General features: G+C 71.0%; 25 protein-coding genes. 7 read left to right on the top strand and 18 right to left on the bottom strand.

Annotated elements, in window-relative coordinates; genetic code table 11:
- Positions 1–424 precede the first annotated feature (424 nt).
- Both ACIHCL_RS28860 and ACIHCL_RS28855 read left to right on the top strand, forming a co-directional pair.
- A complete protein-coding gene (locus ACIHCL_RS28860) occupies positions 425–868 on the top strand; it encodes an RNHCP domain-containing protein (RefSeq protein WP_399866382.1) in 444 nt (147 codons plus the stop codon).
- Between the two features lie 39 nt (positions 869–907).
- Positions 908–1,327: an RNHCP domain-containing protein gene (locus ACIHCL_RS28855; protein ID WP_399866381.1), complete on the top strand. Its 420-nt coding sequence runs from the start codon at positions 908–910 to the stop codon at positions 1,325–1,327.
- A 329-nt stretch (positions 1,328–1,656) separates the two neighbouring features.
- Here the strand turns inward: ACIHCL_RS28855 and ACIHCL_RS28850 are convergent, their stop codons facing one another.
- A complete protein-coding gene (locus ACIHCL_RS28850; protein ID WP_399866379.1) occupies positions 1,657–2,502 on the bottom strand; it encodes an LLM class F420-dependent oxidoreductase in 846 nt (281 codons plus the stop codon).
- A 97-nt stretch (positions 2,503–2,599) separates the two neighbouring features.
- Positions 2,600–3,136: a hypothetical protein gene (locus tag ACIHCL_RS28845; protein ID WP_399866376.1), complete on the bottom strand. Its 537-nt coding sequence runs from the start codon at positions 3,134–3,136 to the stop codon at positions 2,600–2,602.
- 119 nt (positions 3,137–3,255) lie between these two features.
- On the opposite strand from ACIHCL_RS28845, the gene ACIHCL_RS28840 reads away from it, so the two are divergent.
- Together ACIHCL_RS28840 and ACIHCL_RS28835 are read left to right on the top strand one after the other, a co-directional pair.
- Positions 3,256–3,915, top strand: a complete 660-nt coding sequence (locus tag ACIHCL_RS28840) for a DNA polymerase ligase N-terminal domain-containing protein (protein WP_399866373.1) — start codon at positions 3,256–3,258, stop codon at positions 3,913–3,915.
- 68 nt (positions 3,916–3,983) lie between these two features.
- Entirely contained in the window at positions 3,984–4,688 is a 705-nt protein-coding gene (locus ACIHCL_RS28835) for an endonuclease (protein WP_399866448.1), read from the top strand.
- 101 nt (positions 4,689–4,789) lie between these two features.
- On the opposite strand, the gene ACIHCL_RS28830 is transcribed toward ACIHCL_RS28835, so the two are convergent.
- The 13 genes from ACIHCL_RS28830 to ACIHCL_RS28770 all read right to left on the bottom strand — a co-directional run bounded on the left by ACIHCL_RS28830 (position 4,790) and on the right by ACIHCL_RS28770 (position 20,876).
- The gene (locus tag ACIHCL_RS28830) at positions 4,790–6,370 is read right to left on the bottom strand and encodes an APC family permease (protein WP_399866371.1); all 1,581 of its coding nucleotides are present in this window, start codon (positions 6,368–6,370) and stop codon (positions 4,790–4,792) included.
- Between the two features lie 248 nt (positions 6,371–6,618).
- Complete coding sequence (locus tag ACIHCL_RS28825; protein ID WP_399866370.1) at positions 6,619–8,100, bottom strand: aldehyde dehydrogenase family protein; 1,482 nt, start codon at positions 8,098–8,100, stop codon at positions 6,619–6,621.
- Positions 8,097–9,836, bottom strand: a complete 1,740-nt coding sequence (locus ACIHCL_RS28820) for an amidohydrolase family protein (RefSeq protein ID WP_399866366.1) — start codon at positions 9,834–9,836, stop codon at positions 8,097–8,099. The genes ACIHCL_RS28825 and ACIHCL_RS28820 overlap by 4 nt, the downstream gene beginning before the upstream one ends.
- Before the next feature lie 370 nt (positions 9,837–10,206).
- A complete protein-coding gene (locus tag ACIHCL_RS28815) occupies positions 10,207–11,337 on the bottom strand; it encodes an LLM class flavin-dependent oxidoreductase (protein ID WP_399866363.1) in 1,131 nt (376 codons plus the stop codon).
- Positions 11,338–11,550: 213 nt separating this feature from the next.
- Positions 11,551–12,348 (bottom strand): SDR family NAD(P)-dependent oxidoreductase, encoded by a 798-nt coding sequence (locus ACIHCL_RS28810; protein ID WP_399866362.1) that lies wholly within the window; start codon positions 12,346–12,348, stop codon positions 11,551–11,553.
- Positions 12,349–12,361: 13 nt separating this feature from the next.
- Positions 12,362–13,270, bottom strand: coding sequence for a TIGR03619 family F420-dependent LLM class oxidoreductase (locus ACIHCL_RS28805; RefSeq protein ID WP_399866446.1), 909 nt, complete (start codon positions 13,268–13,270; stop codon positions 12,362–12,364).
- A 458-nt stretch (positions 13,271–13,728) separates the two neighbouring features.
- The gene (locus ACIHCL_RS28800) at positions 13,729–14,691 is read right to left on the bottom strand and encodes a phosphotransferase family protein (RefSeq protein WP_399866360.1); all 963 of its coding nucleotides are present in this window, start codon (positions 14,689–14,691) and stop codon (positions 13,729–13,731) included.
- A 46-nt stretch (positions 14,692–14,737) separates the two neighbouring features.
- Positions 14,738–15,565 carry a M23 family metallopeptidase gene (locus ACIHCL_RS28795; RefSeq protein WP_399866357.1) on the bottom strand — a complete coding sequence of 276 codons (828 nt, stop codon included), beginning with the start codon at positions 15,563–15,565 and terminating at the stop codon, positions 14,738–14,740.
- Positions 15,566–16,013: 448 nt separating this feature from the next.
- Positions 16,014–17,378 (bottom strand): dicarboxylate/amino acid:cation symporter, encoded by a 1,365-nt coding sequence (locus tag ACIHCL_RS28790; protein ID WP_399866355.1) that lies wholly within the window; start codon positions 17,376–17,378, stop codon positions 16,014–16,016.
- Between the two features lie 628 nt (positions 17,379–18,006).
- Entirely contained in the window at positions 18,007–18,303 is a 297-nt protein-coding gene (locus ACIHCL_RS28785) for a DUF4229 domain-containing protein (protein ID WP_399866353.1), read from the bottom strand.
- A 191-nt stretch (positions 18,304–18,494) separates the two neighbouring features.
- Positions 18,495–19,019 carry a GNAT family N-acetyltransferase gene (locus tag ACIHCL_RS28780; protein WP_399866351.1) on the bottom strand — a complete coding sequence of 175 codons (525 nt, stop codon included), beginning with the start codon at positions 19,017–19,019 and terminating at the stop codon, positions 18,495–18,497.
- Positions 19,020–19,173: 154 nt separating this feature from the next.
- Positions 19,174–20,337: an aminofutalosine synthase MqnE gene (mqnE, locus tag ACIHCL_RS28775; protein ID WP_399866349.1), complete on the bottom strand. Its 1,164-nt coding sequence runs from the start codon at positions 20,335–20,337 to the stop codon at positions 19,174–19,176.
- A gap of 83 nt (positions 20,338–20,420) precedes the next feature.
- Entirely contained in the window at positions 20,421–20,876 is a 456-nt protein-coding gene (locus ACIHCL_RS28770; protein WP_399866445.1) for an Lrp/AsnC family transcriptional regulator, read from the bottom strand.
- Positions 20,877–21,008: 132 nt separating this feature from the next.
- Here ACIHCL_RS28770 and ACIHCL_RS28765 point away from each other — a divergent pair, with 132 nt between their 5' ends.
- Entirely contained in the window at positions 21,009–21,143 is a 135-nt protein-coding gene (locus tag ACIHCL_RS28765; RefSeq protein ID WP_399866347.1) for a hypothetical protein, read from the top strand.
- A gap of 18 nt (positions 21,144–21,161) precedes the next feature.
- Here the strand turns inward: ACIHCL_RS28765 and ACIHCL_RS28760 are convergent, their stop codons facing one another.
- Entirely contained in the window at positions 21,162–21,887 is a 726-nt protein-coding gene (locus ACIHCL_RS28760; protein WP_399866344.1) for a UbiX family flavin prenyltransferase, read from the bottom strand.
- 99 nt (positions 21,888–21,986) lie between these two features.
- Here ACIHCL_RS28760 and ACIHCL_RS28755 point away from each other — a divergent pair, with 99 nt between their 5' ends.
- Positions 21,987–22,646: a rhomboid family intramembrane serine protease gene (locus ACIHCL_RS28755; RefSeq protein ID WP_399866342.1), complete on the top strand. Its 660-nt coding sequence runs from the start codon at positions 21,987–21,989 to the stop codon at positions 22,644–22,646.
- A gap of 192 nt (positions 22,647–22,838) precedes the next feature.
- Here ACIHCL_RS28755 and mqnP read toward each other — a convergent pair whose 3' ends face one another.
- Positions 22,839–23,759 carry a menaquinone biosynthesis prenyltransferase MqnP gene (mqnP, locus tag ACIHCL_RS28750; RefSeq protein WP_399866339.1) on the bottom strand — a complete coding sequence of 307 codons (921 nt, stop codon included), beginning with the start codon at positions 23,757–23,759 and terminating at the stop codon, positions 22,839–22,841.
- Complete coding sequence (locus tag ACIHCL_RS28745) at positions 23,756–25,213, bottom strand: menaquinone biosynthesis decarboxylase (protein WP_399866337.1); 1,458 nt, start codon at positions 25,211–25,213, stop codon at positions 23,756–23,758. Before ACIHCL_RS28745 ends, mqnP begins: the two co-directional genes overlap by 4 nt.
- 293 nt (positions 25,214–25,506) lie before the next feature.
- Between ACIHCL_RS28745 and ACIHCL_RS28740 the strand changes: the two genes are divergently transcribed.
- Positions 25,507–25,911, top strand: coding sequence for a PLD nuclease N-terminal domain-containing protein (locus ACIHCL_RS28740; protein WP_399866334.1), 405 nt, complete (start codon positions 25,507–25,509; stop codon positions 25,909–25,911).
- Positions 25,912–25,962 lie beyond the last annotated feature (51 nt).

Here is a 25,962-nt window from a genome sequence, read left to right as displayed (position 1 = left end):
ACGCGTTGTTACGGTGCCGGGACCCGGCCACGGTGTCGACCGTGGATGACCTGTGGGCGCTTGCCCTGGAAAGTAGTTGATGTATGCCCCGGCCAGTGGTTCCGAGCCTCCCTCGTCGCGCTTCCCAGGCGTCGGGGCGACCGGACCCGCGCGTGCACGCACGCCCGCGGCACCTCACCGCCACGCGGTCCCACTGACACGAGGGCCTCTTGCACGAGGTCCCGCTGACACAAGGGCCTCGGGCACGAGGTCCGCTGAGACGCGGTGACGCCGGTACGCGATCCCTCCGATACACGGTTTCGCTTCCGTGCGCCGACACGTCCTGCTGTGCAGGTGTCGTGGTTCTCCGGTTTCATGCCCCGCGAGGGCGACTCGGTCCTTCCCTGCTGCATTGCTCATCCTCTTCGGCAAGGAGAAACACCGGGTGTCCACCCAGCATCCCCACCACCGCTCGTCCACGTCTTCCTCGTCTTCCAGCCGTTCCACCCCGTCCACGCCCTCCGCGCACGGTCACGGCGCCGGTGCCGTCCTGAGAACCGGCACCTTCACCTGCCTGTGGTGCGGGCTGACCATCGCCACGCTCGCCCCGGACGGCAGCCGCCGCAACCACTGCCCCAGCTGCCTGCACTCGCTGCACTGCCTCGACCACGTCGAGGGCGGGCCGTCCGACTGCGGGGGCCGCATGACCCCGATCTCCATCGCGGTGCTGCGCACCGGCGACTGGATGGTCATCCACCGCTGCACCCGCTGCGACGAGCTGACCTCCAACCCGGTCTGCGGGGACGACAACCAGCTCATCCTGATGCGGATGGCGGTGCGCCCGCTGGCCCAACCGCCCTTCCCGCTCGAAGCGTTCGGTGACCTGTGACCGACCGGACGCGACCGAGGAGAGGACGGAGGTCCCGCCATGCCACGACGTAGAGCGCGCCGACCGGCCCATCACCGCCCGCAACGCCGCAAGGACGTCCTGCACGGCCCGGACGGCACCCGGGGCGACGCGTTCCGCTGCGTCGGCTGCCGGCTCGACGTACCGCTGACCGCGCCGGGCACCGCTCACCGCAACCACTGCCCGCACTGCCTGACCAGCCTGCACGTCGACCGGCGGATTCCGGGCGACCGGGCCTCGGACTGCCGGGGCAGGATGGCGGCGCTGAGCCTGTCCGTCCGCCCGGACGGGGAATGGGCGCTCATCCACGAGTGCCTGTCCTGCGGCGAGCTCAGCGCCAACCGCATCGCGGGGGACGACAACGCCCTCACCCTGATGCGGATGGCGGTCCGCCCCCTGGCGGGCACCGCCGTCCCCGTACGGGCCCTGCTCATGCTGTGACGCGAGGCCGGCCCCGGGGCCGCCGCCCGATACGGGACGGCGGCTCCGGGGCCGGAGGGCAGGCATCGCCACGACGGCCGCCCACGCGCGAGGCGTCGTGGAACCGCACCATCCAGCCGCCGGTCACATGAATCACCGGAAAGGTCCTGCGTCAGCATTTCCGCCGACCCCGGACCTGCCGGCTACCGATGTCGCGCCTATCGCGAGATAGAAATCGGAACACCCGCGGGGCCGTTGCCCGACGAGTCCCCCATGCCGACGAGGCATTGCCGCTTCGCGCAGTCGACGACGCCCCAGCGCCCGGCCGGCCGGGAACGCCGTACGGACCGTTACAGGAACTCCGCGTACGCGTCCAGCGCCCGGAGCACCTCCACCTCCTCCGCCGCAGGCAGTTGCAGCACGACCTCCTCGATGCCCAGGTCCGCGTAGTGCGCCAGCTTCCCCCGGCTCGGGACCACCCCGTACGGGACCACCTGGAGGTGTTGCGGGGAGCGGCCGGCCGCCTCCCAGGCGGTGCGCAGCTTCGGCAGGGACTCCGTGAGGCCGCGGCCGCCGATCGGGAGCCAGCCGTCCGCGTACCCCGCGATGTGGGCGAACAGCTTCGGGCCCGCCGCGCCACCGAACAGCGTGCGGGGACCGCTCACGGGTCCGCGCGGCTTCTGGACCGGCTTGGGATACGCCAAGCTGGCCCGGACCGAGCCGAACTCGCCCTCGTACGCGGCCGGTTCGTCCGCCCACAGGGTGCGCATCAGGGCCAGGCGGTCATGGATGAGCGCGCGGCGGGTCGACCACTCCACCCCGTGATCGGCCGCCTCCTCGACGTTCCAGCCGTAGCCGACGCCCAGCGTGAAACGGCCCCCGGAGAGGTGGTCGAGGGTGGCGATCCGCTTCGCCAGGTCGATCGGGTCGTGCTGGGCGACGAGCGTGATGCCGGTGCCGAGGGAGAGGCGTTCCGTGATGGCGGCGGCCTGGGCCAGAGCGACGAAGGGGTCCAGGGTGCGGCCGTACTCGGGCGGGAGTTCGCCGCCCATGGGAGCGGGGGTCTCCCTGCTCACCGGGATGTGGGTGTGTTCGGGCAGGTAGAGCCCGGAGAAGCCGCGCTGTTCGAGCTCACGGGCGAGCCTGAGCGGCGTGATCGTCCCATCGGTGAGGAAGATCGTCGTGGCGATCCGCATGGGAAAGGACACCTCCGTGGTGGTCGGTTCGGTGACGGCCCCAACGTATGCCGTGCGACGCGGGAAACCGAGCGCCACCGTCGGCGCATGACGGCCTTCAGCCCGCGATGGCCTCGACGAGACAGGTGACCGCCCCCACGCCCGCCCCGTAGCCGGGGATCGCGAGCAGCGGCCACGGCACCGGCCGGGGGACGAGGACGCGCACGTGGAACGCGAAGTCGCGGTACTCGGGCATGCCTTCGGTGCCGGGCAGCACCATGAGACGCGGCTGCACGAGACAGAACAGCCACCAGTCCAGGACCAGCAGGTCGAAGATCACAAGGGCGAGGAAGCAGCACGCACCGAGGGCGAAGGGCGGCCAGAAGCCCAGCGGACCGTCCGCCCGGTCGCGCAGCGCGAGCACGCCGCCCACGGGCACCGCGACGAACACCAGCGCGTTCAGCAGCCCGGCCGCGGCGGCGACGCGCCTTCCGCGCTCGCTCCGGCTCCCGTACCGCTCCCGGATCGCCGGCGGATAGTCCGCGAGCAGGGCGTCACGGGCCACGAGGAGGGCTCCGACGACGACCGCGGTGAACAGGGCGACCAGCACGAGCGCGGAAGCGAGGACGATTCCCGCCGAACCCCGGAGATCCATGGGGACACCCTAGGGGAATTTAGGTGTGCCTACCCTAACTTTTCATATCCGGTGCGCCTCGCCGCCAAGAGGGTCACAGTGGAAGAGGGGCACCGGGGGCTTCCGGAGGAGGTGTCGGGATGGACGCGACCGGCGCGGGCGACGCACGGCCCCGGAACCACCGCGGCGGACACTCCGGAGCGGGACGGGACACCGAAGCTGGCTGGCCCGGCGAAGCGGCCCGGCATCCCGGGGCTTCGGCGCCGTGTTTCGTCGTCCAGATCCACCAGGCGCGACGCATGCACTTCGACTTCCGGCTGGAGGTGGGCGGCGTACTGAAGTCGTGGGCGGTGCCGCGCGGCCCGTCGGAGAACCCGCGCGAGCGGCGGCTGGCCGTGGCGACCCAGGACCATCCGATGGAGTACCGCACGTTCGAGGGGGTCATCACGAAGGGCCGGTACGGCGGCGGCACGGTGATCGTCTGGGACCAGGGCACCTACCACCCGCTCAGCCACGACCGCTGGGGCACCCCCATACCGTTCGAACAGGCGCTGGAGGACGGGCACGCGACCTTCTGGCTCGACGGCACCAAGCTGCACGGCGAGTTCGCCCTGACCCGTTTCAAAGGAGGCAGCGGGCACGACGTGCCGGGCGAGGAGGTCTGGCTGCTGATCAAGGCCAGGGACGGGCAGGCCACCCACGACGGACCGGACACCCCCGATCCGTACCGGGCCCGCTCCGCCCGCACCGGGCGCACCCTGGCGCAGGTGGCCGCCGAGGAGGGAGGCGGGTCCCCGTGACCGCCCATGACGCCCCGACCGCTCATGGCACCCCGACCGCTCATGGCACCCCGACCGCCCGCGAAACCGTGGCGACCCTGCTCGACCGCCACGGGACGACGTACGCGGCGGAGGCCGGCATCCGGCTGCGCGACACCCCGCAGCCGCTGTACCAACTCCTCGTGCTCAGCGACCTGCTGAGCGCCCGCATCCGGGCGTCGGTGGCGGTGGCAGCGGCCCGCGCGCTGTTCGCCCACGGCCTGCGCACCCCGGACCGGATGCGGGACGCGAGCTGGCAGGAGCGGGTCGACGCGCTGGGCGAGGGCGGCTACCGCCGCTACGACGAACGGACCGCCACCCAGCTCGGCGAGGGCGCGCAGCGCCTGCTCGACGACTACGGCGGTGACCTGCGGCGGCTGCGCGCGGAGGCCGACGGGGATCTGGACGTGCTGCGGGCCGGGCTGCGCCGGACCCCGGGCATCGGCCCGGCCGGGGCGGACATCTTCCTGCGCGAGGTGCAGGCCGTATGGCCGGAGACGGCGCCGTTCGTGGACGCGAAGGCCCTTCAGGGCGCGGAACGGCTCGGGCTCCCCACCTCACCGGCCGGGCTCGCGCGGCTGGCGGAGGAGGCGGAACACGGCGAGGGACCGTCCGAGCACAGGACGCGAGGGGCCGAGCACGGGACGCCCGGGGCCGAGCCCGGGACCGCGGTGCTCGCGGCGGCCCTGGTGCGGGCCGCCCTGGACAAGCACGTCGTGGACGACGTCGTCGAGCACGCCGGGCACGCCTCGTGAAGCACCCCGTGAGGCACCCCGCGCGACCCCCGTGAGACACCTCGGACGGCGGCCCCTGAGCGGGGCCGTCCTCGCACGGGTCCGCGCCGCCCGGAAGGCGCTCAGTCCGCCACGATCAGCGCCGGGGTCGCCTTCGTCAGCACCTCGCCGCGGAAGAACGCCGGGCTGAGGCGCCGCATCACCAGCATCAGCACCAGGCCGAGCACCAGCAGTCCGACACCGATCACGAACACCGAGCCGACCCCGAGGACGGACGAACCGGAGCCGTACGCCGGGTTCCACATGTCGCACATGGTCTTGACGAAGACCGCGCTGAGCAGGATGCCGCCGACGACCGGGAACAGGCCCTTGAAGGCCAGGTCGCGGGGTGAGCGGGTCAGTTCGGCGCGGAAGTACCAGGCGCAGGCGAAGGCCGTCAGCGCGTAGTAGAAGCAGATCATGAGGCCGAGCGCGTAGATCGTGTCGACCAGGACGTGCTCGCTGACCAGGGTCATGACCGTGTAGAAGACGCCGGTCGCCACGCCCGCCGTGATGGTGGCCCTGCCCGGGGTCCGGAAGCGGGGGTGGACGCGGGCGTACGAGGCGGGCAGGGCCTCGTACGTGGACATCGCCAGGACCGTACGGGCCACCGGGATGAAGGTGGTCTGGAGGCTCGCGGCGGCGGAGGCCAGCACGGCGACGAACAGCAGGACCCCGAGGCCGGGGCCCATCACCGGCCCGGCGAGCGCGGCGAAGACGTTGTCGGAGGTGTTCGGGTTGGCCAGGCCCAGGCCGGAGCGGCCGGAACCGACGGCCATCTGGGCGGCGACGCCCGTCGCCAGGTAGGAGCCGACCAGCACGACCATCGCGATGAGGGCGGCGCGTCCAGGGGTCTTCTCGCTGCCGATGGTCTCCTCGTTGGCGGTCAGACAGGTGTCCCACCCCCAGAACATGAAGATCGACAGCGACAGGCCCGCCGTGAACGCCGCGAAGGACTGCACCGCGAACGGGTTCAGCCAGGACCAGGAGAAGTCCAGCGAGGTGGCGAACTCCCCACTGCCCGCCTTGCGCACCGCCATCACCACGAACACCGCGAGGACGACGAGTTGGAGGCCCACCAGCGCGTACTGGACACCCTTGGTGGCAGTCATGCCCCGGTAGCTGATCGCCGTGGCGACCGCGATCAGGGTCAGGCAGGTGATGATGTGGACGGGCTTGTTGCCGTCCAGGGCGGCGATCGAGGAGTTGCCCGTGATCTCGCCCGCGAGGAGCCAGAAGTACGAGGTCGCGACGCCCGCCAGGTTCGACAGGACGATGATCGTCGCGATCACCAGGCCCCAGCCGCACATCCAGCCGACGCGCGGGCCGAACGCCTTCACCGTCCAGGTGAAGGAGGTGCCGCAGTCGGGCACCGCCTTGTTCAGCTCGCGGTACGCGAAGGCGACGAGCAGCATCGGCAGGAACCCGGCCAGGAAGACGGCCGGCATCTGCAGGCCGACCTCGCCCGCGGTGGAACCGAGGGTGGAGGTGAGGCAGTAGACGGGGGCGACGGTGGAGACGCCGATGACGGCGCTGCCCATCAGACCGACGGAGTTCCCGCCGAGACCCTTGCCACGTACCCCGTCACCGCGCACACCGCCGTCGGCCGGGGCGGCATCCCGTACCGCTTCTCCGGCCGACGTCCGCACGTCCAGCTGTGTCATGGAAGGGACGTTAAGCCCTGCGATATCCACATCCAGGGTGCGAGACACCACCTCCTCGTCCTTGAATTTTCGGTTACGGGCAGACGAACTCAACCTCTTTCGAAGGCAAACGCGCCATACCGCCTTCCAATACCAAGGTCGACTCAACTTGCGGCGATATACGGGAACCGCAGTCCTGTCCGTTTTGTGTAGATAAAAAATTTCCCGTGAGTGTCCGCTCAGCGGACACCCACGGGGGCTGCGCGGGCTCAGCCGGGCCAGACGATCGCCTGGAGTTCGCTGTACGCGTGCAGGGCGTACGAGCCGACGTCGCGGCCCACTCCGCTCTTCTTGAACCCTCCGAACGGGGCCTCCATGTTCCGCCCGACCGTGTTCACACCGACCCCTCCGGCGCGCAGCCGGCGGGCGATCCGGAAGGCCCGGGCCACGTCCGAGGACCAGACGTAGTCGATCAGTCCGTAGTCGCTGTCATTGGCGAGCGCGATCCCCTCCTCCTCGTCGTCGAAGGGGACGACCACGACGACCGGGCCGAAGATCTCCTCGCGGACGACGCGCATGTCGTTGGTGCAGTCGGCGAGGAGGGTGGGGGCGACGTAGAAACCGCGGTCGAGTCCGGGCCCGGCGGGGCGCTCGCCGCCGGTGACGATCCGGGCACCCTCCTTCCGGCCGAGTTCGAGGTACGACTCGACGCGGTCGCGGTGGGCCGCGGAGATGACCGGGCCGACGACCGTGCCCCGGTCCGTCGGATCGCCCACCGTCAGCCGCTTCGCGTACGCGGCGAGCCTGCCGAGCAGCGCGTCGTGGACGCGGCGCTGGACGAGCACCCGGGTCGGGGCCGTGCAGATCTGGCCGCTGTAGAAGGAGAAGGTGGTGCCGATGCCCGCCGCGGCGGAGTCGAGGTCGGCGTCCTCCAGTACGAGGGCCGCGCCCTTGCCGCCCAGTTCCATCAACTGCCGTTTCATGGCGTGCCCGCAGACCTCGCCGATGCGCCGGCCGACGGCGGTGGAGCCGGTGAAGCTGACCATGTCGACATCGGGCGAGTCGACGGCGGCCTCACCCGTCCCGGGGCCGGAGCCGGTGACGACGTTGACGACGCCCGCCGGGACGCCCGCCGCTTGGAGCGCCTCGGCCATCCGGTAGACCGACAGCGGGTCCTGCGGCGCGGGTTTCACGACGACCGTGTTGCCCATGGCGAGCGCGGGGGCGATCTTCCCCGCCGGATTGGCCCAGGGGTTGTTGTACGAGGTGACGCAGGTGACGACGCCCACCGGCTGGCGGACCGCGAGCGCCCCGAAGACGCCCGCCCGGCCCATCGGCCCGGCCTCGTTGATCTGCGGCGGGACGGGCTCCTCGGCCGGCTCCAGGGCACCTCTGGCGTACCGGCGGAAGCGGGCGGCGCCGACGGCTACCTGCATGCCCCGGGCGGTGCCCGTGGTGGCGCCGCTCTCGGCCTGGGCGAGCGCCGCATGGGCGGGGAGGTCGCGCAGCATCAGGTCAGCGGCCCGGTCCAGGATCGCGGCCCGTTCCTCGGGGCGGGTGCGCGACCAGCCGTCCAGCGCCTCACGGGCGGCGGCGGCCGCCGCGTACACCTGCTCCCGGCTCGCCTCGGGGGCGAGGCCGACGGCCTCCTCGGTGGCCGGGTTGACCACCTCGTAGTGACCGTGGTCCGGCTCGGTCCACCGGCCGCCGATGAAGAGGCCCTGTCGCCCCCGGCGTCCTTCGCCGCTCACGCGGTGCTCACCGTCCGGGTGTCCCGGCCGGAGCGGAGCACCGTACCGGGGACCGCGCCGGTCACCTCGTCGTCGCGCAGGGTCTCGATCCCGTTGACGCGGACGGACACGATGCCGATGGCCTTGGAGTCGAGGCGGGGGCTGTCGCCGGGCAGGTCGTGCACGAGGGTGGCGGGACCGGCGTCGACGCGTTCGGGGTCGAAGAGGACGAGGTCGGCGTGGAAGCCCTCCTCGATCCGGCCCCGCTCGCGCAGCCCGAACAGCCGGGCCGGGTCCTCGGTGAGCATCCTGACCGCCCGTTCCAGGGGTACGAGCCTGCGTCGGCGCAGGCAGTCGCCGAGGAAGCGGGTCGTGTACGAGGCACCGCACATGCGGTCCAGGTGGGCGCCCGCGTCGGAGCCACCGAGCAGGACGTCCTCGTGCTCCCAGGTCCGCCGCCGCAGCTCCCAGGAGGCGGGGTCGTTGTCGGTGGGCATCGGCCACAACACGGTGCGCAGCTCGTCGTTGGCGCAGATCTCGACGAGGCAGTGGAAGGGGTCCTGACCGCGTTCGGCGGCGATGTCACCGACGACCCGGCCGGTCAGCCCCTCGTTGGCGGCGCTGTAGGTGTCCCCGATGACGTATCGGCCGAAGTCGGCGAGGCGGCGGAAGACGCCCGCCTCCTTGCTGTCGGCGCGGCGCAGCATCTCGGCACGGGTGACGGGGTCGCGGAGCCGTTCGATGCGCGCGGGGACGGGCAGCGCCAGGACCTCGCCCCAGCCGGGTATGAGGTTGAGGGCGCAGAAGGTGCCGAGCGACATGTTCATCGGCGTGAGGATCGGCATGGTGAGCGCGACGATCCGGCCCCCGGCCCGGCGGGCGCGTTCGCTGGGGACGAGTTGGCGGGGCACCCGTTCCGGCACGGCGGAGTCGATGGTGAGGACGTTCCAGTTCAGCGGGCGTCCGGCGGCGGCGGTCATGTCGACGAGGAGGTCGATCTCGTCGTCGGAGAACCGGTCGAGGCAGCCCGCCACGATCGCTTCGAGCTGGGTGCCCTCGTGCCGGCCGACCGCGCGGGCGAGGGCGAGGAGCTCCTCGGGGAGCGCGTACCAGGAGGCGACCGGCTTGCCGTCGCCGTCGGAGTGGGTGGAGGACTGGGTGGTGGACAGCCCCCACGCCCCGGCGTCCATGGCGTCGTGGAACAGCGCCAGCATGGCGTCGAGCTGTTCGGGGGTGGGCTGCCCGCCGATCGCGCCGGCGCCCATGACGTGCCTGCGCAGGGCGCAGTGGCCGACCATGAACCCGGCGTTGACGGCGATCCGTCCTTCGAGGGCGTCGAGGTACTCGCGGAAGCCGGACCAGGTCCAGTCGACGCCCTCCTCCAGCGCCTTGAGGGCCATGCCCTCCACCCGCGCCATCATGCGGCGGGTGTAGTCGGCGTCCTCGGGGCGCTCCGGGTGGAGCGGGGCGAGGGTGAATCCGCAGTTGCCGCCGACGACGGTGGTGACGCCGTGGTTCATCGACGGGGTGGCGTACGGGTCCCAGAAGAGCTGGGCGTCGTAGTGGGTGTGCGGGTCGACGAAGCCGGGGGCGAGGACGAGTCCGGTGGCGTCCTCGTCGGTGACGGCCTCCTCGGTGAGGGTGCCCGGTTCGGCGACGGCGGCGATGCGACCGTCGCGGATGCCGACGTCGGCGCGGTACGAGGGGCCGCCGGTGCCGTCCACGACGGTCGCTCCGCGGATGAGGTGGTCGAGCATGACGGGTCTCTTTCCTTCCGTGTGTCCAACCGCAGGTACGGATGCGTGGGGAGGTGGTGCCTCCCGGCACGTGGGTGTGCGGCCGGGGTGCGCACGGCCGCGGTGCGCACCCCGGCCGCACGGAGCGGCGGTCCGGGAAGACGCCGCCGTCGTGACCGGGGCCGGGGGCAGTCGCCGGCCCCGGTCGGAGCCGAGGCACAGCCGCCGACCCGGCCGGGGAACAGCCCCTCGGCCGCCGGGCGGGGGCCGGCCCTTCCGCCGGGCAAACGGGTCATCGCTCGCCAGCCGGGTTCATCTCGCCCCGGCCGGGTTCATCGCTCGCGGGCCTGGTTCATCGCTCGCGAGCGGGTTCAGCTTCGGCCGAACCGGTTCAGCGCTCGCCGGCCGCGGCCCGGAAGCGCGAGGTCCGGTGCACCGGGTCCGTGTCGATCTTCGGGATCACGTGTTCGCCGATCAGCCGGATCGAGTTCAGCGTGTCCTCGCGGCTGATCCCGATCGGCAGCCCGAAGCTCAACTGGTCCGCGCCCGCCTGCTCCCACCGCTTGCACTGGCGCAGCACCTCGTCCGGATCGCCGCAGATCATCAGCTCCTCGGCGATCAGCAGCTCGATGATCTCCTCGGTGTACTCGGGCAGCAGCTCGGGCCACTCCGGGATGCCCTCCGGCCGGGGGAACGTGTCGTGGTAGCGGAACAACAGCGACTGGAGGTAGTTGAGCCCGCCGCCCACCGCGATCTCGACGGCCTTGGCGTGGGTATCGGCGCAGATGGCGGTGGAGGTGACCATGACGTTGTCGTTGACGAAGTCCCCGACGGGTTCGGCCTCCTTGACGGCGGTCTTGTAGGACTCGACGACCCATTCCATGTCGGAGACCTTCTGCACGCTGAAGCCCAGCACGCCGAGTCCCTTCCTGCCCGCCATGGCGTACGAGGACGGCGATCCGGCCGCGTACCACATCGCCGGATGGGACCGCCCGTACGGCTTGGGCAGGATCTTGCGCGGCGGCAGTGACCAGTGCTTGCCCTGGAAGCCGGCGTACTCGTCCTGGAGCCACATCTTGGGGAACTCCGCGATGGTCTCCTCCCAGAGTTCCCTGGTGTGGTTCATATCGGTGACACCCGGCATGAACCCCAGGATCTCGTGGCTGCCCGCCCCGCGGCCGGAGCCGAACTCGAAGCGGCCCTCGGAGAGGTGGTCGAGCATGGCGACCTTCTCCGCCACCTTGACCGGGTGGTTGACCGGGGCAAGCGGGTTGAAGATGCCGGAGCCGAGGTGGATGCGCTCGGTGGCGTGCGCGAGGTAGCCCAGGTACACGTCGTTGGCCGACAGGTGCGAGTACTCCTCCAGGAAGTGGTGCTCGGAGGCCCAGGCGTACTTGAAGCCGGACTGGTCCGCCTGGATGACGTACTCGGTCTCCTCGATCAGCGCCTTGTGCTCTGCCTCGGGGTCGGTCCTGGCCCGATCGGCGGGCACGTACCCCTGCACAAAGATCCCGAATTCCAAGGTGGTTCACCGTCCTCAGTCGCCCAGAATTTTTCTGACACACCGTCAGATCAGGGATGCCCCGACTGTTCCACCGCCCATCGCACGCGTCAATACCTGACACTCCGTCAGATTCGCTGGCCGTTCAGGTCCCGCCCGGAACCAGGGTCCTCCGGGCCCGCCCGGAACGGCGATCACCCGGATCCACCCGGCATCGAGGTCCCCCGGCCCCGATCAGAAGAGGCTGACGCCCGCCAGCCACCCTCCGTCGACGACGAACGGCTGACCGGTGATGTACGAGGAGTCGTCCGAGGTCAGGAAGAGCGCCAGGGCCGCCACTTCCTCCGGTCGGCCGATCCGCCCGAGCGGAACCAGCTTCCGGTACAGCTCGGCCACTGCCGCCGCGGTCTCCTCCGGATCGGTGTCCGGGTCCAGGGCCGCCGGATTGGTCATGGCGGTGTCCACGACCCCGGGGCAGACGGCGTTGACCCGTATGTTCTTGGCGGCCAGTTCCATCGCCGCCACCCTGGTCAGCCCGAGCACGGCGTGCTTGGTGGCGGCGTAGGCACCCACGAAGGCCATGCCGGTGAGCCCCGTGTACGAGGCGGTGTTGACGACGGTCCCGCCACCCGCGGCCTCGATCTCGGGCACGACGTTCTTGATCCCGAGGAACGCCCCCACCTGGTTGACCTGGACGACCTGCTGGAACTCCTCCAGCGGGGTGCTCACCAGTTCGTTGAACCGGAGGATGCCCGCGTTGTTGACCAGCCCGTCGATCCTCCCGTACGCGTCCTTCGCCGCGGCGACGGCGGCCCGCCACTCGTCCTCGACGCCCACGTCCAGATGGACGAACAGCGCGGCCTCCTCCCCGTGCTTCTCACGGAGTTCCCCGGCCAGCGCCTCACCCTGCTCGTTGAGCACATCGCCGATCACCACCCGTGCGCCCTCCGTGACGAAGAGCCGCGCCTCCTGCTCGCCCTGCCCGCGTGCCGCACCACTGATCAGCACGGTCCGCCCGTCCAGCTTGCCCATGTCCGAGTACCTCCTACGCGTCCAGAAGGGGTGCGACCTCGGCGGCGAACGCCACCATCTGGCCGATGAGTTCGTCACGGCTCCGGCTGCGGAACCGGACCTGGATCTGATGGACGCCCATGGCCGGGTACGCGCGCAGCGACTCCGCGACGGCCTCGGGCTTCCCGGTGAGGGTGCGACGCCCGACGGGCCACCCCGGCTCGCCGACGTACAGCGGCTCGGTGATCGCCCCGACGACGATCGGTTCCCCGATCCCGGCGGCCTCGCGCAGCCCCTTCAGCAGGGCGATCTGCGCGGGCAGCCGGTCCCGGGGATCGCCCTGCGGCAGCCAGCCGTCACCCCGCAGCGCCGCCCGGCACACGGCGGCGGGCGAGGAGCCGCCCACCCAGACGGGCACCCGCTCCTGGGCCGGCCGCGGCAGCTGCCCCAGCCCGGAGAAGGCGTACCGCTCCCCCGCGAACTCCGGGTACTCCTCGGGGCCCAGCGCCGCCTTCAGCGCGTCCACCGTCTCGTCGAGGAGCCCGCCCCGCCCGTCGAAATCCGCGCCGAGCGCCCGGAACTCCTCCGCCACGTGCCCCGCCCCGACCCCGAGGATCAGCCGGCCGCCGCAGAGGTGGTCCAGGGTGGCGTACTGCTTGGCGGTGATCAGCGGATGCCGGAGGCCGACGACGGCCACATGACTCATCAGCAGCACCCGCTCGGTGATCCCGGCGAGAAAGGCGAGGGTGGCGACCGGGTCGTACCAGACGGTGCCCATGGCATCGGCGAGCCGGCGCGGGATCGCCACATGGTCGCAGCTCGCCAGGTAGGCGAAGCCGGTGCGGTCGGCGGTGCGGGCGATCTCCGCGAGGTCGTCGGGGGTGGCCGCCGCCTCCCACCCCTCCGCGAAGATCGCGCTCTGTGACTGGATCGGGAGCTGCATTCCGTACGACAGCGGCCCGGTGGTGGTGATCGGCACCGAACGGCCTCCTTCCCGTAGACCCACAGGAATCTGACGCATCGTCACTTCGTGGGTGCGGGGCCATCGTCATACCTGACGCACATTCAGACAAGGGCCGTGCGGCGAGCAGGGCCGACCGGCGCACCGCCCTCGCGGCGGCTCACCGCAGGGCAGACGGCGGACCCACCCCGTTACGGGCGCCGTCACAGCCCGCACAACAGGACCGTGGTGCCGTACGCCGCCCAGCGCACCGCCCCGCCACGCCCCTTGAGCGCGGTCACCAACAGCAGTGGCACCGGCCGCGACCAGCGCATACGGGCGGCCTTCCTGGAGGGAGCAGTACGCGCGGTGCGCGGTGCGGCGGCGGACCGGGCACGCCCATGGCACGAGGCGGGGCGGGTCACGGGCAGGGCGGGGCGGCGGCGCGGTGCGCCCGTCGCTCAGCCGAATCGATCGAGCAGGTGCCCGACGTAGTCCTCCAGCCGAGCCGTGAGCACCTCGGGGGTGAGGTCGGTCCGGCCCAGCTCCCGCCAGGGGACCGCGAGCTTCTCCGCGTCCGGCGCATAGGCGAGCGCGTCGAGCAGCCGCCAGTAGAGGTGGTCCGCGTCGTCCGCCGACTTCCCGCCCGCACGCGTGTATTCCTCGGCGAAGGCCATCCCGGTCGGCACGCCGTGCAGCAGCGCCAGGGCCGTCGAGCAATGGGCGACGTCCAGGTCGGCGGGGCCCCAGGAGGTCTCGACCCAGTCGACGACCCCGCCGACCCGGAGGTCCTCCCCGTCGCCGGTGAAGAGCACGTTGCCCGGGTGGAAGTCGCGGTGCAGGAAACAGGGTTCGTACGCCGGAGGTTCGCGGCGGATGACGTCGACCGCCCGCCGCCAGAGCCGGGCCCGCCCGGTCCCGGCGGGCACCCGCACCCGGTCCGGCGCGGTCCACGCCTGGTACGCGCGCGGCCGGGTCGCGTCCGTCACCCGGACCGCGTGGATGGCCGTCAACTGCCGGGCCAGCAGCGTGAGACGGCGCTCGGTCCCGGCGTCGTCCACCCGTACCCGGCCGGGCAGCAGGGTCATCAACAGCGAGGGGTGGTCGCAGTGTTCGGCCGCGGCGTCGACGGCGACCAGATCCGCCGCCGGAACACCGGTGCCCTCGGCCAGCAGTCGCAGGACGTCCGCCTCCCGGTTGAGCAGGCCCGGGGCGTACCGTACGTAGAACGGCTTGACGAAGGACCGCAGCACGAGTGCGCGCGCACCGTCCGGGCCGGAGACGTCCAGCCGGCGCATCTGCGCACTCCAGCCGCCGCGCAGCCGTGTCACGTGCTGGACGCGTTCGCCGGGGGCGAGTTCCTTCTCCGCCCACGCGCGCGTCGCCGACCAGCTGGTGCTCTCTTCGTCCGCCGATTCCCGCATGGGCGGCAGCCTATGCGTCGTACACCGCCCCGGACCGGCTATCGGCTCAACAGTTGGGGATCACCGTGCCGTTGTTGTCGCGGGCTTCGTCGTTGCCCCAACGGGACAGGTAGTACGCCGAGACGTACGCGCCACGTCCGTTCTTGCCCGCGTACACCGTGTCCAGGTCGGTCTTCAGCCACCAGTGGTTGTAGCTGGAGCCGGACCCGACCTGGGCGCCCCACACCTTGCAGTAGACGTAGTTCGTTCCCGCGTTGAGGATGCCCTGCGGGCTGTTGGTGTTGGGGGCCGCGTAGCCCGTGGCGTTGGCGAAGGTGTCCACCCAGTACTTGCCGGTGCCTCCGCCGCCGCAGCCGTTGTCACTGGTCAGGTACTTGCTGTTGTAGGAGCCGGGGTACGGGGCCAGGGACTTCCCGTTGATCGCGATGGCCTGCCCGACGCCGTTGTAGAGCTGCTCGTAGTGGATGTGGGCGCCACTGCTGTTGCCGGTGGAACCGGTGACGCCGATCTGCTGCCCCTGCGACACGGAGGCCCCGTTGGCCACGGAGTACGCGGAGAGGTGGAAGTAGTAGGTCTGCCAGCCGCCACCGTGGTCGATGACGATGTAGTTGCCCGCCCCGCTGGGCTGGGAGTAGCGGTGTGCGGTCCCGCCGGACGAGGCGAGGACGGGGGTGCCGGCCGTGGCACCGCCGTCGGTGCGTACGAAGTCGAGGGCCTGTCTGACCTCCGCCGAGTGGTGGCCGTAGGTCCAGGTCTGGCCGCAGGGGAACGGTGCCTTGAAGTTGGGGGCCGCTGCGGCGGGGGTGGCGGTGAGCAGGCTGGCGACCAGGGCCACCAGTCCCAGTAGGGCGATACGAATCGAACGCGTGCGCATGCGCGGTCTCCTCCGAGTCGGAATCCGGACGTGGGGGTGGTGTCGATCCGGTGGAACGAAGGCAAGCGTGCCGGACGTCTTGGTTGCGCAGTAGACCCACCGGGCCCAGCCCAGGGCCCAAAGTGGGTCCTGGGGCCCCAAGCCGGCTGACGGCCCGCCTCCTCGGCGTCCCCCGGCCCATCGCCCACGGCAGTTGGCCGCTCCTGGACGGCGCCGCCGCGGGCAACCCCGAGGTGGTCTTCCAGCGGCCCCGACCGCCGCTCCCGCCGACCGGCCGTACCGCGCCCGTGTGCACCGACCGGGCCGCGCCGTCGGCCGGGCCCGCTGCGCCGGACCCCGCACCGCCCGGACCACGCACCGCCCGGACCGTGCCGCGCTCGCGTCCGAACGCGCCGTGGGCCCCTCCCCCGGTCGGAGGAGAGGCCCACACACGGGGTACGGCCGTCGGCTACGCGGCGACCGGTACGCCCTGCGGCTCGGCGTCACGCACCTGGGAGTCGTCGGAGTCGTCGACCGGGGAGGACGAGGCCGTGGCGTACGCCTCGTGGTCGAGGATCTTCTCGCGCGCCGAGACGATCACCGGGACCAGCGCCTGACCGGCGACGTTCGTGGCCGTCCGCATCATGTCCAGGATCGGGTCGATCGCCATGAGCAGACCGACGCCCTCCAGCGGGAGGCCCAGCGTCGACAGCGTCAGGGTCAGCATGACCGTCGCGCCGGTGAGACCGGCGGTGGCCGCCGAACCGATCACCGAGACGAACGCGATCAGGACGTAGTCACCGACGTTCAGCTGCACGTCGAAGATCTGCGCGATGAAGATCGCCGCGAGCGCGGGGTAGATCGCGGCGCAGCCGTCCATCTTGGTGGTCGCGCCGAACGGGACCGAGAAGGAGGCGTACTCCTTCGGGACGCCGAGGCGTTCGGTGACCTTCTGGGTGACCGGCATGGTGCCGACCGAGGAGCGGGAGACGAAGGCCAGCTGGATCGCCGGCCAGGCGCCCTTGAAGAACTGGATCGGGCTGAGCTTGGCGACCGTGGCGAGCAGCAGCGGGTACACCCCGAACAGCACCAGGGCGCAGCCGATGTAGACATCGGCGGTGAACGTCGCGTACTTGCCGATCAGGTCCCAGCCGTAGTCGGCGATCGCGTAGCCGATGAGGCCGACGGTGCCGAGCGGGGCGAGCCGGATGACCCACCACAGAGCCTTCTGGAGGAGTTCCAGGAAGGACTCGCTGAAGGTGAGGATCGGCTGGGCCCGCTCACCGAGCTTGAGCGCGGCGATGCCGGCGACGGCGGCCATGAACACGATCTGGAGCACGTTCAGCTCGGTGAACGGGGTGATCACGTCGCTCGGGACGATGCCGGTGAGGAAGTCGAGCCAGGAGCCCGAGTGCTGCGGAAGCTTGCCGTCCTTCGGCGTGAGGCCGGTGCCGGCGCCCGGGTCGGTGAGCAGACCGATCGCGAGGCCGATGCCGACCGCGATCAGTGAGGTGATCATGAACCAGAGCAGGGTGCGGGTGGCCAGCCGGGCGGCGTTGTTGACCTTGCGCAGGTTGGTGATCGACACCAGGATCGCGAAGAAGACGAGCGGTGCGACGGCCAGCTTCAGCAGCTGGACGAAGAGGTGGCCGACCTTGTCGAGCGTGGTGTAGAGCCAGCCGACGTCGTAGCTGCGGGCGATCCACCCGAGGACGACGCCGAGGACGAGACCGGCGACGATCTGGGCCCAGAACGGGACCTTGGGTATATGGAAGCCGGAACCTGAGCCGGACGGGCTGTCGGTCGCGGCGGTGGACGCGGGGGTCGCGGACACGGACACACTCCAGATGTGACGCATCGGGGCGCACGGGGACGCTGTGCGGGGGGCGTTTTACGGGGACGGGATGGGTGCGGCGCCCGCGTCGGGGCGGCGCCGCCGCATGGTGCCGGTTCGAGCGCTGTTCAGAGACGGCGGCGACAGGCCGCGTCCGGGCACGGGGCCGGACAGACCGCGGACATGCAGCGGCAGAGATCGACATGCAGGCGCGCCACGAGCGGAACGCTCGCGGCTTCGTAGGGGCGCACCGCTGTCTTCATACAAAACACGTTAACACTTGAACTTTGAGAACCTCAAAGGTCTTCTTTGGGTACGCGCGCGGGCCCGGCGGCCCGGCGCGCACGCGGACGGCGGGCGCGCACGCGGACGGCGGGACGGCGGGCGCGCACGGCGACGACGGAACCCCGGTGCCGGACGCGGTGGTTCCGGCACCGGGGTTCCATGAAAAGGGTCCCGTGCGAGGGTTCGGGCCTGTGCGGGGCCCGAGAAGTGCGGGGGGTGCGAGGCAGAAGTGTGAGGAACGTTACGCGGCCCGCCCGCACGGGCTCACGCCGATTCCGCGCACCCCGCCACCGGCCGCGTCACCGGCGACCGCATGGCGGCGCGGTGCGCCGCGCCGCGGCGCTCAGGAGGAGGCGTGGTCCTCGCGGGAGCGGTTCTCCTCAAGGCGCTGCTTGGCCCGCTCGATCCTGGGCGCGATCTGGGCGGACATCTCGTCGCGCTGCTTGCGCAGCAGCACGTAGCTGAGCGGCGCGGACAGGATCAGGGAGAGGAGGATCACCCACATGAAGTTGGAATCGCGCGCCCCGGAGGGAACCAGGCCGAAGTGGACGGCCACGGCTGCGACGACGAAGCAGCCGACGAAGATGCTGAGGCGCATCGCGGTGTACCGAATGGTCGCGCTCGGCCTGGCAGCGGACACAATTGGCCCCTTTCTCAACGTACGACGGTCCTGTGGTCCCGTCCGACCAGTGAAGCATGCCCTGGAATCGAGCACTTCGGAGGGCCGCGCCGAAAAGGCCGGCGCGACCGGGAGAGGGCGTCGGGAGGGCCGGGGCGGCGCGGCCGGAAGCGTATGCGCGGACGGCCGACGTGGGCGCGCGTCCACGCCCGTCACCCCAGCGGCAGCAGCATGATGATGTCGTCGCGGTCATCCCCGTCCGCGACCCGGATCGCGTCCGGCACCCGCCCGACCTCCTTGTATCCGCACGAGGCGTAGAACCGGTCGAGGCCGGTGCCGCCGCGGCAGGTGAGCCGGATGGCCTCGATTCCGGCCATCCCGCGGGTGGCGTCGGCCGCGGCCTCCATCAGGTCGCGCCCGTACCCCTTGCCCTGGTGACGCGGGTGGACCATCACCGTGTAGAGCCAGAGCCAGTGCTCCATCAGCCGGTGCGTGTTGAGGGTCAGAAAGGCCGTGGCGGCCACGGCACCGTCCTCGTCGCGGCCGACCAGCAGCCGGGTCCGCCCCTCCACCATGGCGGCGAGGTGCCTGACCAGCTCCGGGCGGACGTCGGCGGCGGTGACGGGGGGTATGAAACCCACCGCGCCGCCCGCGTTGGAGACGTCGGCCCACAGTTCGGTGATGCCGTCGCGCAGAGCGCGGTCGACCGGGGGATCCAACTCGAAGGTAAGCGCCATAGATGCAGACTAGTCATTACATGTCCCGCGCCTCAAACCCCTTCCGGCACACGAAGGAGCCCCGGCCGATGGCCGGGGCTCCTTCGGTGACCATGACGGGAACGGGACGTCCGCGCGACCGCGGCGGGGCCGGACGCCTCCGGGAGGACCGGCGTCAGACGCGCATCGGCTGCGGCGACTCGCGCCGCTCGGAGTCCGGGCCCGGGTACTCGCGGATGATCTCGTAGCGGGTGTTGCGCTCGACGGGCCGGAAGCCCGCGTCACGGATCAGTTCGAGCAGGTCCTCGCGGCTGAGCTTGTTCGGGGTGCCGTAGTTGTCCGCGTCATGCGTGATCTTGTATTCGACGACCGAACCGTCCATGTCGTCCGCGCCGTGCTGGAGCGCGAGCTGGGCGGTCTGCACGCCGTGCATCACCCAGAAGACCTTGACGTGCGGAACGTTGTCGAACAGGAGCCGCGAGACCGCGAAGGTCTTCAGCGCCTCGGCACCGGTCGCCATCGTCGTGCGCGCCTGGAGGCGGTTGCGGATCTTGCCGTCCTTCATGTCCACGAAGTCGTGCTGGTAGCGCAGCGGGATGAAGACCTGGAAGCCGCCCGTCTCGTCCTGGAGCTCACGCAGCCGCAGCACGTGGTCGACCCGGTGCCGGGGCTCCTCGATGTGCCCGTACAGCATGGTCGCCGGGGTCTTGAGCCCCTTCTCGTGCGCCAGGCGGTGGATGCGCGACCAGTCCTCCCAGTGGGTGTCGTGGTCCACGATGTGCTGGCGGACCTCCCAGTCGAAGATCTCCGCGCCGCCGCCGGTCAGCGACTCCAGACCGGCCTCGATCAGCTCGTCGAGGATCTCGGAGGCGGAGAGGCCCGAGATGGTCTCGAAGTGGTGGATCTCGGTGGCGGTGAACGCCTTGAGGGAGACCTGCGGCAGCGCCTCCTTCAGCGCGCCGAGCGAGCGCGGGTAGTAGCGCCACGGCAGGGTGGGGTGGAGCCCGTTGACGATGTGCAGCTCGGTGAGGTTCTCGCCCTCCATCGCCTTCGCGAGCCGGACCGCCTCCTCGATGCGCATGGTGTACGCGTCCTTCTCGCCCGGCTTGCGCTGGAACGAGCAGTAGGCGCACGAGGCCGTGCACACATTGGTCATGTTGAGGTGGCGGTTGACGTTGAAGTGGACCACGTCGCCGTTCTTGCGGGTGCGCACCTCGTGGGCGAGACCGCCGAGCCAGGCCAGGTCGTCCGACGCGTAGAGGGCGATGCCGTCCTCACGGGTCAGCCGCTCCCCCGCGCGGACCTTCTGCTCCAGTTCGCGCTTGAGCCCGACGTCCATGCGGCTTCCTCCCAGTTGTCGACGTGCCGTTCCCGGCGATACCGGGTGGAACCCCCGGTGCCGGGGGTTCCACCACGTTACGCCTACAACTCTTCGGGGAGTCCCCCGACCCGGTTCTCCCACTTGGTGGAGAGGACGATCGTGGTCCGGGTGCGCGAGACGCCCTTGGTGCCGCTGAGCCGCCGGATGGTCCGCTCCAGCCCGTCCACGTCACCGACCCGCACCTTGAGCATGTACGAGTCGTCGCCCGCGATGAACCACGCGTCCTCGATCTCCTCGAGGTCCTTCAGCCGGCGTGCCACGTCCTCGTGGTCGGCCGCGTCGGAGAGCGAGATGCCGATCAGGGCCGTGACCCCGAGCCCCAGGGCCGCGGCGTCGACGGTGGCGCGGTATCCGGTGATGACCCCGGCGGACTCCAGCCGGTTGATGCGGTCGGTGACGCTGGGCCCGGAGAGACCCACCAGCCGCCCCAGCTCGGCGTACGAGGCCCTGCCGTTCTCCCTGAGTGCCTGGATGAGCTGCCTGTCCACCGCGTCCATGTAACTGAAACCTTCCATTGTTCAGCAGTATCGCGAGTTTATGTGTAGAATCTAAGGCATGCAGGCTCAACCGCCTGCAAAACTTCTCGAACGTCCAAAAAACGCTTTCGAATCTTCAGGAGTGAGAACACCGTGTACTCGATCGAGATGGCCTACGCCCGTATGCGCGAGCTTCAGGACCTGGCCAACCGCTCGCGTGCCCACCACCCCGCCGCCGCGCGCCGCATCGACCGCGCCCGCTTCTCCCGCGCCCGCAAGAAGCGCTGACCACGGGTTTCCGCGGGCTCAGTCCGACCCGCCGCGGAAGCCACCACCGAGTTCCCCCTCCCACCGGCGGTACAGGCCGTGCGGCACCCCCGCCGCGTCCAGCACCCGCCCCGCGACGAAGTCCACCAGGTCCTGGATGTGCGTCGCCCCCGCGTAGAAGCCCGGAGAGGCGGGCAGCACCACGGCGCCCGCCTCGTCCAGGCTCACCAGATGCTTCAGCGTCTGCCCGTTCAACGGGGTCTCCCGCACGGCGACGACCAGCTTCCGCCGTTCCTTGAGCGTCACACTCGCGGCCCGCTGGAGCAGGTCCTTCGACAGCCCGAGCGCCACCCCGGCCACGCACGCCGTCGAGGCCGGCACGATGAGCATCCCCTTCGCCGGGTACGACCCCGAGGACGGCCCCGCACCGAGATCACCGGCCGCCCAGTGCCGTACCTTCTCAAGGTCCGCCTCGCCCACGTCGAAGGTGTGCGGCTTGCCGTCCGCGCCCCGCGCCAGCCAGGTCCGCAGGTCCGCTCGCCAGTACGCGTCACGGAACGCGATCCCGGTCTCGTCCAGCAGGGTCAGCCGCGACGCCCGGCTCACCACCAGATCCACGCTCTCCCCCGCGGCCAGCAGGCCGCGCAGCACGGCGGCGGCGAAAGGGGTGCCGGAAGCGCCGGACACCCCTACGATCCAAGGCTGACGCCGCTGCTGACTCACTGATTTCCCGGATTCCACACACCTGAGCCTATCCGGCCGCATGACGGCGGAACCGAGTAAGGGGCGCCGGACGTTCTGACCGGTGGAAGACGGTTGAAAGACGGATTGAATCAGCGGCGAGACCGGCCCCAGGAGGCCACGATGACCCCATGGCCCGATCACCACGCCGCCCCGGACCGGACGGGGAAGGCATGGGGCCCGGCCGACCGCGCGAAGACCGCGGCCAAGCTGATGCTGGGCTGGGTGGCGTTCCTCTGGGTGCTCGAAGCCGTCGACATGGCCACGGGCAACGCACTGGACACGTTCGGGATCGAGCCGCGCCGCCCCGGCGAACTGCTGGACATCGTCCCCGCGTCCTTCATCCACTTCGGGTTCGGCCACGTCGCGTCCAACAGCGTGCCGCTGCTGGTCTTCGGTTTCCTGGCCGCGCTGGGCGGCATCCGCCGCTTCGCGGCCGTCGCGGCGCTGATCATCGTGGTGGACGGCCTCGGTGTCTGGCTGGTCGCACCCGCCCACTCCAACACCGCGGGCGCCTCCGGCCTCGTCTTCGGCCTCTTCGGCTATCTGCTGGCCCGCGGATTCGTCGACCGCAGACCGCTCGACATCGGTGTCGGCCTGTTGATCGGAGCGACCTGGGGCTCGTCGATCCTGCTGGGGATACTCCCGACCGACACCTCGGTCAGCTGGCAGGGCCATCTGTTCGGACTGCTCGCGGGCGTCGTGGCGGCGTTCGTCTTCCGCCGCCGCCCGGTCCGTGGCGGCCGGGACACCGGCCCGAGGACCGCCCCGTTCCCGTACTGACCGGTGCGCACCCGCGAGACCGGGGCGACGGCCCGGCCACGGCCCGCCCCTGCCCGCACCGGTGCGCACCCGGGCAAGACCAAGACGCGCCGTGTTCTCCCTCATCACGGGAGAACACGGCGCGGGCGAACACGGCGCGGGACGGCCGGACCGTGGCGGTGGGCCGCGCCCCTCCTGCACGGTCAGGCCGCACTACACGGTCAGGCCGCGCACCACCAGATCCAGCAGGGCGCATACGAACAGCGCTATCCCGATGAAGCCGTTGACGGAGAAGAACGCCCGGTTCAGCCGGGACAGGTCGTGCGGTCGCACCACCCGGTGCTCGTACACGAAGGCGACGGCGACGATCGCCATGCCGATCCAGTACAGCACCCCCGCCCCGGTGGCCAGTCCGAACCAGACCAGCATCCCGGTCGTCACCACATGCGAGACCCGAGCCCCCCACAGCGCGGCCGGGATCCCGAACCGGGCCGGCACCGACCGCACCCCGTGCGCCCGGTCCGCCTGCACGTCCTGGCAGGCGAAGATCAGGTCGAAGCCGCCGATCCAGATCCCGACCGCGAGACCGAGGATCACCGCCTCCCACGACCAGCTTCCGGTCACCGCCAGCCAGGCGCCGATCGGCCCCATGGCCTGTGCGATGCCGAGGATGGCGTGCGGGTAGGTGGTGAACCGCTTGCCGTACGGGTACACCACCATGGGCACGACGGCGACCGGCGCCAGCGCCAGACAGAGCGGGTTCAGCAGGGCGGCGGCACCGAGGAAGACGACGACGGCGACGAGCGCCCCCGTCCACGCCGACCGCACGGACACCGCGCCGGTGACCAGTTCCCGGCTCGCGGTGCGCGGGTTGCGGGCGTCGATCTCCCGGTCGATGATCCGGTTGCAGGCCATGGCGAAGGTCCGCAGCCCCACCATCGCGACGGTGACGAGCAGCAGCTCGCCCCAGTGGACCGACTTGTCGGCCCGGAACATCGCGGTCAGCGCGGCGATGTACGCGAAGGGCAGCGCGAAGACCGAGTGCTCGATCATCACCAGCCGCAGGAACGCCTTGACCTTGCCGTTGTTCGGCCGTACGGGCTCCGAGCCCAGTGCTGCGTCGGCGGCGCTCACAGTCCGTATTCCTTCCACCGGCGGTCGACCTTCGCCGCCGTCTCGGGGTCCGACTCGACCATCTCCGGCCAGCCCCCGTCCCGCGTGTAGCCCTCCTCGGGCCACTTCCGGGTCGCGTCGATGCCCGCCTTGCCACCCCAGAACTGCTGGTAGGAGGCGTGGTCGAGATGGTCGACCGGCCCCTCGGTGACCGTCAGATCGCGTGCGTAGTCCGTGTTGCCGAGCGCCCGCCACGCCACCTCGTGCAGATCGTGGACGTCGCAGTCGGAGTCCACGACCACGATCAGCTTGGTCAGCGACATCATGTGCGCCCCCCAGATGGCGCTCATCACCTTCTGGGCGTGCTTCGGGTACTTCTTGTCGATCGAGACGATCGCGCAGTTGTGGAAACCGCCCGCCTCCGGCAGGTGGTAGTCCACGATGTCCGGCACGATGATCTTGAGGAGCGGCAGGAAGAACCGCTCGGTGGCCCGCCCCAGCGGCCCGTCCTCGGTCGGCGGCCGGCCCACCACGATCGACTGGAGCAGCGGGCGCCTGCGCATGGTCACGCAGTCGATGGTCAGCGCGGGGAACGGCTCCTGCGGGGTGTAGAAGCCGGTGTGGTCGCCGAACGGCCCCTCGGGCAGCATCTTCCCGGGCTCCAGCCAGCCCTCCAGGACGACCTCCGCCTGCGCCGGGACCTGGAGCGGCACGGTCTTGCAGTCGACCATCTCGATCCGCTTGCCCTGGATGAACCCGGCGAACAGGTACTCGTCGATGTCCCCCGGCAGCGGGGCGGTGGAGGCGTACGTCACCGCGGGCGGGGCCCCGAACGCGATCGCGACCGGCAGCCGCTCCCCGCGCCGGGCGGCGACCTGGTAGTGGTTGCGGCTGTCCTTGTGGATCTGCCAGTGCATCCCGATGGTGCGCCGGTCGTGGCGCTGGAGCCGGTAGAGGCCCAGGTTCCGCACGCCGGTCTCCGGGTGCTTGGTGTGGGTGAGCCCCAGGTTGAAGAACGACCCGCCGTCCTCGGGCCAGGTGAAGAGCGCGGGCAGACTGTCCAGATCCACGTCGTCGCCGGTCAGCACGACTTCCTGGACCGGGGCGCTCTCCGGCTTCACCTTCTTCGGCGGCACATGCACCATCGAGCCGAGCTTCCCGAACGCCTCGCGCACCCCGACGAAGCCGTGCGGCAGCTCCGGCTTGAGCAGCCCGCCGATCTTGTCGCCGATGTCCGCGTACGACTTCAGCCCGAGTGCCTTCAGCAGCCGCCGGTCCGTCCCGAAGACGTTCATGGCCAGGGGCATCGAGGACCCCTTGACGTTCTCGAAGAGCAGGGCGGGGCCACCCGCCTTGTTCACCCGGTCGACGATCTCACCGACCTCCAGGTAGGGGTCGACCTCGGCCTTGATGCGCTTGAGGTCGCCCTCGCGCTCCAGCGCCCGGAGCAGGGAACGAAGATCGTCGTAAGCCATGCCGTCCAGTTTGTCATCACCGCCGCCGATCACCGGGGGTGGCCCGGCCCCGGCGGGCGGAGGGGCGGCTTCCGCCACAAGGGCGCCCGCCCCCGACGGCGGGATTCCGGTTCGCGTGGACCCGGCCGGACAGCGCGGGCCGCGCCCTCTTCCGGAAGGGGCCGGGCAGCGGACGGCGTGGCGCTGGGTCACGGAAGCTCGACTCCACGTCAGGGTGTCGGTGATACCGGTTACCCTGGGCCCACACCGGGGCGGACAAGCCCCGCCAACTCTCCTCAGGGGGACCTTCCATCATGATCCGGGCCTTGATGTATCTCCTGCCTCTGGCTCTGACGATCTACGCGTTCATCGACTGCCTGAACACCCCCGAGGACGAGGCCAAGCATCTGCCGAAGATCGCCTGGGTCTTCATCATCCTGCTGTTCTGGATCGTCGGCCCGATCGTGTGGCTGGCCGCGGGCAAGATGCGCACGGTGCCCGCCGCGGGCCGTACACCGTCCGAATGGCACCGCAACCACCGCACGCGATGGGTGGCGCCGGACGACAATCCGGACTTCCTGAAGTCGCTGCACGAGGAGAACAAGAAGGACGAGACGGTCCTCAAGGACTGGGAGGCGGATCTGCGCCGCCGCGAGGAGGAGCTGAAGCGCCGCGAGCGCGGCTCGGGGCCGGAGGAGTCGACGCCGCCCGCGTCCTGACCGCCGGGCCGTGCGCCGCCCCGTCCGGGCCCCGCACCCCCGAACCCGCGA

The organism is Streptomyces sp. NPDC052042 (assembly GCF_044548345.1).
Lineage (GTDB): Bacteria > Actinomycetota > Actinomycetes > Streptomycetales > Streptomycetaceae > Streptomyces.
Note: the sequence above shows the minus strand (reverse complement) of the source record. Positions and strands in the feature narration are given on the sequence as shown.